General features: G+C 33.8%; 7 protein-coding genes and 1 pseudogene. All 8 read left to right on the top strand.

The annotated features are described in order from the left end of the window. Nucleotides 1-92 precede the first annotated feature (92 nt). Nucleotides 93-1,154 carry a 3-dehydroquinate synthase II domain-containing protein gene (locus tag BD31_RS06020; protein ID WP_048097511.1) on the top strand — a complete coding sequence of 354 codons (1,062 nt, stop codon included), beginning with the start codon at nt 93-95 and terminating at the stop codon, nt 1,152-1,154. Nucleotide 1,155: 1 nt separating this feature from the next. Continuing rightward, the gene (gene aroD / locus BD31_RS06015; protein ID WP_008299959.1) at nt 1,156-1,827 is read left to right on the top strand and encodes a type I 3-dehydroquinate dehydratase; all 672 of its coding nucleotides are present in this window, start codon (nt 1,156-1,158) and stop codon (nt 1,825-1,827) included. A 51-nt stretch (nt 1,828-1,878) separates the two neighbouring features. Beyond that, nucleotides 1,879-2,084 (top strand): annotated as a pseudogene (locus tag BD31_RS10765) (shikimate dehydrogenase family protein); the annotation flags it as partial. Beyond that, nucleotides 2,082-2,699, top strand: coding sequence for a shikimate dehydrogenase family protein (locus BD31_RS06010; protein WP_008299960.1), 618 nt, complete (start codon nt 2,082-2,084; stop codon nt 2,697-2,699). The pseudogene BD31_RS10765 and the gene BD31_RS06010, both read left to right, overlap by 3 nt. Next, on the top strand, nt 2,699-3,553 hold the full coding sequence (locus BD31_RS06005) for a shikimate kinase (protein WP_008299961.1): 855 nt from the start codon (nt 2,699-2,701) through the stop codon (nt 3,551-3,553). The genes BD31_RS06010 and BD31_RS06005 overlap by 1 nt, the downstream gene beginning before the upstream one ends. Further along, complete coding sequence (aroA, locus tag BD31_RS06000) at nt 3,543-4,814, top strand: 3-phosphoshikimate 1-carboxyvinyltransferase (protein ID WP_008299967.1); 1,272 nt, start codon at nt 3,543-3,545, stop codon at nt 4,812-4,814. The genes BD31_RS06005 and aroA overlap by 11 nt, the downstream gene beginning before the upstream one ends. A 326-nt stretch (nt 4,815-5,140) precedes the next feature. After that, the gene (gene aroC / locus BD31_RS05995; RefSeq protein ID WP_048097510.1) at nt 5,141-6,238 is read left to right on the top strand and encodes a chorismate synthase; all 1,098 of its coding nucleotides are present in this window, start codon (nt 5,141-5,143) and stop codon (nt 6,236-6,238) included. A 4-nt stretch (nt 6,239-6,242) separates the two neighbouring features. After that, a partial coding sequence (locus BD31_RS05990; protein ID WP_008299962.1) for an aminotransferase class I/II-fold pyridoxal phosphate-dependent enzyme occupies nt 6,243-7,221 on the top strand: 979 nt, incomplete at its 3' end.

Genomic DNA, 7,221 nt, shown 5'->3' with positions numbered 1-7,221 from the left:
CATCTTTGCACATAAAACACCTGAAAAAATGGTAGAAGCATTAGCTGAAATAATTTTCAGAAAAGGAACTGCAAAGGAAGCACTGAAAAAAATTGAGTAAGACAAGAGAATTAATAATTTCACCGAAAGTGAACCAAACACAATTATCCAAATTTCTTCCTCAATTAGAAGCGGAGGGGGTAAAGATGGTATATCTTGATCCAAAAAAACTGACCAAAGTAAAAACCAAACTTCAAACGGTTTTTCCATCCAGTTCATCAAATTATGTCGTACTGGAAAAAGAAGGTAGTGTTAAACCAAAAGGTAAGAAAATAGGAAGAAAATTTCAAGTATTGTCAAATTCAGACATTGAAAATATTCTATCCATTGCCAAACAAGGTTTAGATTTTGTCATTGTAGAGGTAAAAGATTGGAAAATAATTCCTTTAGAAAACATCATTGCTAAACTACACAAAATTCATACCAAAATTTTTGCAATAGCAAGAACACCTGAAGAAGTAAGAAAGATGTTCTCAATTTTAGAAGTAGGAGTAGACGGAGTAATTTTCAGCACTTCATCAATTACCGAAGTCAGAGAGGCTATGGTCTATCTCGGAACAAGAAGTTTTGAGATGAAACCAGCCAAAATCATAGAAATTAAAGAAGTAGGCGATGGAGAACGAGTATGTGTAGATACAGCATCAATATTGCATAAAGGAGAAGGGATGTTAATTGGCAGCAGATCAAACTTTTTATTTTTAGTACATAATGAATCAGTAGGATCATCATTTACATCACCCAGACCATTTAGAGTAAATGCAGGGGCAGTTCATTGCTATACACTTTCTCCTGATGGAACCACTAATTATTTATCAGAAGTTGAAACTGGTTCGGAAGTACTGATTCTTAACTCTAAAGGAAAAGCAAGAAGAGCAACTGTAGGAAGATCAAAAATAGAAAGAAGACCAATGTTAATGATTAAAGCTTCTGTAGGAGGAGAAATAGGAGGCATTATAGCACAAGATGCTGAAACTATTCGATTTGTAAGACCAAATGGACAACTAGTATCAGTAACACATCTAAAAAAAGGAGACACTGTTATGGTACACGCAAAACCAGCAACTGGAAGACATTTCGGAATGGAAGTTTCTGATGAGTACATATTAGAAAAATAAAATGAAATACAAAACATGTGTATCCATTGCAGAGGAAACACCAAATAAAATAAAACAAATACTAAAGACTGCGCTAACAAAGTCAGATTTCGTTGAAGTCAGATTTGATTTTTTAAAGACAGAGCAAGTGCCGGAGGCACTAGAAATAATCAAAAAAGATCTTAAAAGAATAGTGTGTACATTAAGACCAAAAACAGAAGGAGGTAAATTCAAAGGAAATGAAAAAGAACGAATTGCTATTTTAAAATTAATTGCGGAGTATTCACCTTATTTACTGGATGTTGAATTTGACACATTAAAGAAAAACCCATCATTAGTGAAATATCTAAAAAAAGCAAATACAAAATTACTAGTATCATGGCATGATTTCAAGAAAACACCAAGTATTGCAGAACTAAAAAAGAAAATGAATCAGATGAGCAAGTTCTCATCCAATGTAAAAATTGTTTGCACCGCAAAATCAACCGATGACTCAACTAGAATGCTTGAGCTATATAGTAAAAAAAGGAAAAATAACTTAATTTCTTTTGCAATGGGTGATTTAGGTAGAATTTCACGAATTTTATGCCTATATTTAGGCAGCCCCTACACATATGTCTCATTAGGAAAAGCTGTGGCGCCAGGACAGTTCAGCGTTGATGAAATAAAGAAAATTACGAATTTAAAAAATTAATCAGAACTACAGTTGAGAGTTTAAATCAATCATGCCACTCAAGAAATTAAGATGGGAAAATCATTTGCAGTTATAGGAGATCCTATTGATCACTCACTATCTCCAAATATTCACAGTGCAGCATTCAGAGAGTTGAATTTAGATGCATCGTACATTGCATATCGAATTCCTAAAGGAGAGTTGGAGGGAGGCATTGAAGGATTAAAAAAATAAAGATCGATGGATTCAATGTTACAATTCCACATAAAATAGAGATGATGAAATATTTGGATAAAACTGACGAATCGTGTAGCTTAATTGGAGCAGTGAATACGGTTACAAATAAAGACGGCATTCTTAAAGGATACAACACAGATATGGATGGATTTTTGGATCCATTTAAGAAAAAGAAATTAGACATTGCAAACAAAAAAGTTCTCTTGCTTGGTGCAGGAGGGGCAGCAAGAGCAATTGTTGCAGGATTTGCAAAAGAGAAAGCAAAAAGCATTACAATTGCAAATAGAACATTAGAAAATGCAAGAAAGATTGCAGAATTTTCTGAGAAAATTGGTTTGAATGCAGATGCAATTACAATAGAAGAAGTGAAAGATACTGCAAAAAATTATGACATCATTGTCAATGCAACATCAATAGGTCTAAAAAATGAATCAAGTTCAATATCATTAGAAGGAATTAATGAAAAAACAATTGTTTATGATATTGTATACATGCCAATCAATACAGATTTTATTAAAAAAGCAAAAGAAAAAAATGCCATCATAATTTTTGGCTATGAGATGTTATTAGGTCAAGCAATCAGAGCCTTTGAAATTTGGCACGGCATAGAAGCACCTTATAATGCCATGAAGAAAGCACTCTTAGGAGGATTTTGATGGCAAAAGCAAAAGCTACCGTCCATGGAGCAATTTCACTTGTAAATGCCATTGCAAACCAAAAAGGGGCGACATTGGGGATTGCCTTAAAGGTAGAAGCCACAGTTGAAACCAGTCCAGGCAAAGGAATCATAATTCAATCTGAAAATAAAAGTCTCAGTTCACGGTTAATCAATAAAACGGTTGAAAAAATAATTTCAAAAAAAGATTTAGAACAAAATAAAATTACCATTACACTCGAATCTGAAATTCCAACAGGGTATGGTCTCAAAAGTTCAAGTGCAATTTCATCGGCAGTTGCTTTAGCATGTACAAAAATATTCAAACCAAAATTTACAGATCAGCAAATATTGCTAGCAGGAGTAGAGGCATCAATAGAATCCAAAGTCAGCATTACTGGAGCATATGACGATGCATGTTCTTGTTATTACGGAGGATTTAATGTCACAGATAACGCAAAGAAAAAAAGAATTCGTTTCGAAAAAGGGCCATCAGATTTAGTTGCAGTGATATTTATTCCAAAAAATAGAAAAAGAGGAAATCTAAAAAAATTGAAAATTCTATCACCCGTATTTGAAATTGCATGGGAGTTAGCAAGAAAGGCAAACTACTGGGAAGCTATGACAGTAAATGGACTAGCAACAGCATCAATTTTAAATTCGGATCCTAAAATAATCACAGACCTAATTGAAAAGGGGGCACTAGCAGCGTCTGTTTCAGGCAATGGACCGTCCATTGCAGCAGTAGTCAAAAAAGAAAACGAATCTACCATCAAAAAAATATTTTCGACATTGGAGGGAAATGTAATAGTTTCGAGAATTAGTAATGAGAAGGCAAAAGTAAATGAAGTGTAAAGTTGAAAAATCAAAAATATCCGGAATAGTATCGTGCCCAGCAAACAAGAGTTATACACATAGAGCAATTTTTCTTGCAGCACTTGCAGGAAAAAATAGCAGAGTTGATAACATATTACTCTCAGCAGATACCATTGCAACAATCGATGCATGTAAAAAATTTGGAGCTGAAATTGAAATTGAGAATTCGTCAATTATTGTCAAAAATCCAATAAAAATAGGCACAAATGTCCCTGAAATCAATACCGAAAACTCAGGTACAACAATAAGGATTGCTGCAGGCATTGCTAGCTTATTCTCCGATGAGATTACACTTACTGGAGACTCGAGTCTTCAAAAAAGACCCATGCAGTCACTCTTAGATGCACTAACAAGCATTGGAGCACAATGTTATTCAACAGATGGAAAACCTCCAATCAGAATTAAAGGAAAAATTTTAGGAGGAGATGTGACAATTCCAGGAAATTTTTCCAGTCAATTTATCTCATCGTTACTAATTTGTGCACCACTGACTGAAAAAGGGATCAATCTAGCAATTGAAGGAAACTTGGTATCGAAACCATATCTTGATGCCACAATTGCAGTGATGAGAACATTTGGTGTGTCAGTCCAAACATTAATCCCATACAAAAAATATAACATAGCACCACAAATTTACAAAGAAGCTACATTCACAGTTCCAATAGATTTTTCAAGTTTAGCTCTTCTTCTTTCAGCTACTACTCTTAATGGGGAAGAAATTACGATTAAAGGAAACATTGGAAATTTACCACAGGGAGATGAAGTTTTTATCGATATTTTAGAACAATTAGGTGTTTCAGTAATTATCGATGATGATGAAATCAAAATTAAATCGCCTGAAAAACTAAATGGGGGGAAATTTGATTTGAGTAATTCACCAGATCTTCTTCCACCACTATCAATATTGGCATTAAAATCATCAAAACCTATCGAAATCATTAATGTAAAACATGCAAGATTAAAGGAAACAGACAGAATTGCAATCATCACAAGAGAGATCACAAAACTAGGAATCACAATTCAAGAGAAAGAAGATGGGATGATTTTAGAATCATCGGGGAAATTAAACAGTGCTGAATTGAATGCAGAAAATGATCATAGATTATTTATGGCGTTTTGTATTGCAGGGATGTATGTCGGAGACTGTACCGTAACAGATCCAGAATCAGTCAAAGTATCATATCCGAATTTCGTAGAAGAGATGAAACGCCTTGGTGCAAAAATCCAAGTTACAAAATAAAAATTTTAAAAAAATTAACTTTAGAGGTAAATGGCGCGACCCTGTATAGAGTGAAAAGCATTCTCCTCACCCACTACGCTTTTGCGTAGATAACATGTCTTTTTCGCAGAGCCGCGCAAATTATGCTTTAAAATTTGCACTTTTTTTCATATACAATATAGGTTATTCTGATATTTAAGAATATAATATAAATATTTCATATAATTAGATATTATTTTGTAAAAATTAACAACCTGTAACAAATCATTTGAGATCTGTAGAAAACAGATTAGAAGAATTGAAAAAATCAGAATGAGGAATTATAAGCATCATTTAACTTTGATAATATGTTGCCGGGAAGTTCTATTGGCCAGCGTCTTGTTTTAACAAGTTTTGGGGAAAGTCATGGGAAATCAGTTGGTGCAGTTTTAGACGGATGTCCTGCAGGATTGGAGATTGATGAAAAAGATATTCAAAAAATGCTAGACCTTAGGAAACCAGGCCAAAATCTAATTTCAACACAAAGAAAAGAAGGAGATATCGTAGAGATAATTTCAGGAGTGTTTAGAGGACACACCACAGGAGCGCCAATTACAATGGTAATTTGGAACAGTGATCAAAAATCAAAAGATTATGAAAATTTGAAAACAAAGCTAAGACCAGGACATTCAGATTATCCTGCCATGGTAAAATACAATCATTATAATGATTATAGAGGGGGAGGAAGATTCTCAGGAAGACTTACTGCAACTCACGTAATGGGTGGCGCAATTGCAAGAAAATTACTAAAAGTAACTTTAGGTATCGAAACAAACTCCTACACATCACAAATTGGAAAAATAAAGATGGAGAGGGAATTCAATGAAAAAATGATCAAATCAATTTACAAAAATGAAGTCAGATGTCCAGAGAATAAGACTGCAAAAGATATGAGAGCAAGTATTCTAGATGCAAGAAAAAAAGGGGACTCGCTTGGAGGAATTATAGAATCAATTACAACAAATGTTCCAGTAGGGTTAGGAGAGCCAATTTTTAGTTCATTAGAATCAGATTTGAGTAAGGCAATTTTTTCTATACCATCGGTCAAAGGAATTGAATTTGGTTCAGGATTCAAAGGTTCGGAATTATATGGTTCTCAAAATAATGACTTGTATACAATCAAAAAGGGAAAAATAATAACAAAAACAAACAGATCAGGCGGAATTCTTGGTGGCATTTCAAATGGGATGCCAATTACAATGAGAATTGCATTCAAACCAGCATCATCAATTGCTCAAAAACAAAAAACAGTCGACATTAAAACAAAAAAAGAGACTGATCTTCAAGTCAAAGGAAGGCATGATCCATGCGTAGTACCAAGAGCTCCACCTGTAGTAGACTCACTTGTAGCTTTAACGATTGCAGACCATGCACTACTTTCAGGAGTAATCAAACCCACATTATAAGAAAATGTCAGAAATCAATGATCTTAGGAATAAAATGGATGAAGTAACTCTCCAAATGATAGAGTTACTAAAAACCAGAACAGACATTGCAAAAGAAATAGGAGAAGTCAAAAAAAATATCGGCAAAGGAGTGACAGACGAATTACGAGAAGATAGTTTGCGTGAAAAAGTAATCAGATTATGTAAAAATATCGGACTTGATGAGACAATTGCAACAAAATTTCTCAATTTTCTTTTAAACGAATCAGTTAAAGTACAATCAGCAGACAAACAGACGCATCTATCAATTTTCTTAAAAGCAAAATCACTAGAAGAACAAGGTAAAAAAATTATCCATATGGAAGTCGGAGAGCCAGATTTTTTACCACCGCCAATTGTAAAGAGTGCATTAGAAGAGGTTTTTGATAAAGGGTTTCTAAAGTATGGTCAATCAAAAGGAATGCCAGTGTTCAGAGAAGCATTAGCAAAATACGTCTCAAAAAAATTCAATGTGAAAACTACTCAAGACAACATATTAGTTAGCCCCGGAGCAAGATTCTCAGTTTTCACTGCAATCACAACACTTCTTAATCCAGGAGACGAAATGATTGTCATTGAACCTGCATGGCCAGCTTACAAAGATTGCGCATTAAATTCAGGAATCAAAGTAAGAACAATCAATACTACTTTAGAAGATAAATGGGAACCAGCAATAGAACAAATCAAAAATATGATTAATTCAAATACAAAAATGATTGTACTAAATTACCCTAACAACCCTACAGGCAAGATTCTAAATGAAAAGGTTCAAGATTCAATAGTAGAATTAGCTACAAAAAACAATCTCTACATACTAAGTGATGAGATTTATTCAGAATACTCAAAAAACAATTGGAAAAGTATTCTAAATTACAATTATGAGAAAAGCATAGTCACACAGTCATTCTCAAAATCTCATGCCATGACGGGATTTAGAATAGGATACGCCATAGCAGATTCAAAAA

Origin of the sequence: Candidatus Nitrosopumilus salarius BD31, assembly GCF_000242875.2 — an archaeon.
Taxonomy (GTDB): Archaea; Thermoproteota; Nitrososphaeria; order Nitrososphaerales; family Nitrosopumilaceae; genus Nitrosopumilus; species Nitrosopumilus salarius.
Note: the sequence above shows the minus strand (reverse complement) of the source record. Positions and strands in the feature narration are given on the sequence as shown.

What these genes read in the sequence shown, in the direction of transcription:
- aroD (WP_008299959.1), top strand. Translation starts at nt 1,156, where the DNA reads ATGAAATACAAAACATGTGTATCCATTGCAGAGGAAACACCAAATAAA.
- BD31_RS06010 (WP_008299960.1), top strand. Translation starts at nt 2,082, where the DNA reads ATGATGAAATATTTGGATAAAACTGACGAATCGTGTAGCTTAATTGGA.
- BD31_RS06005 (WP_008299961.1), top strand. Translation starts at nt 2,699, where the DNA reads ATGGCAAAAGCAAAAGCTACCGTCCATGGAGCAATTTCACTTGTAAAT.
- aroA (WP_008299967.1), top strand. Translation starts at nt 3,543, where the DNA reads ATGAAGTGTAAAGTTGAAAAATCAAAAATATCCGGAATAGTATCGTGC.
- aroC (WP_048097510.1), top strand. Translation starts at nt 5,141, where the DNA reads ATGTTGCCGGGAAGTTCTATTGGCCAGCGTCTTGTTTTAACAAGTTTT.